This window comes from Halomonas marinisediminis, assembly GCF_004347715.1.
Taxonomy (GTDB): domain Bacteria; phylum Pseudomonadota; class Gammaproteobacteria; order Pseudomonadales; family Halomonadaceae; genus Halomonas; species Halomonas icarae.
The window spans coordinates 1-221 of sequence record NZ_SLTR01000858.1; the positions used below are offsets into that span (position 1 = coordinate 1).

The window sequence follows — 221 nt, forward strand, 5'->3', positions numbered from 1 at the left end:
GGCTCCGCGCCGGGCGTTACCAGCGCGGCGCGATAACGGCCGGTCAGACGCGAGGCTTGCTGAAATCCGCGCAGTCGCTGCGCGAGACGGTCCGAGCGCTGGTCGGCGAACGCAAGAATGGCGGCAGGATCGATCCAAAGCTGCTCAATGACTTCATGGCTAAAGCTCCCAGCCATTCTGAACTGGTTTGCGAGGAGGCGGGCCTGCGCCTGGAGCGCCGC

1 protein-coding gene is annotated in these 221 nt (G+C 66.1%); it reads left to right on the forward strand.

What is annotated here, in order from left to right; translation table 11 throughout:
* Positions 1-32: 32 nt before the first annotated feature.
* Positions 33-221, forward strand: a 189-nt coding sequence (locus E0702_RS21660) for an ABATE domain-containing protein (RefSeq protein ID WP_368816932.1), incomplete at its 3' end; no start/stop codon positions are given.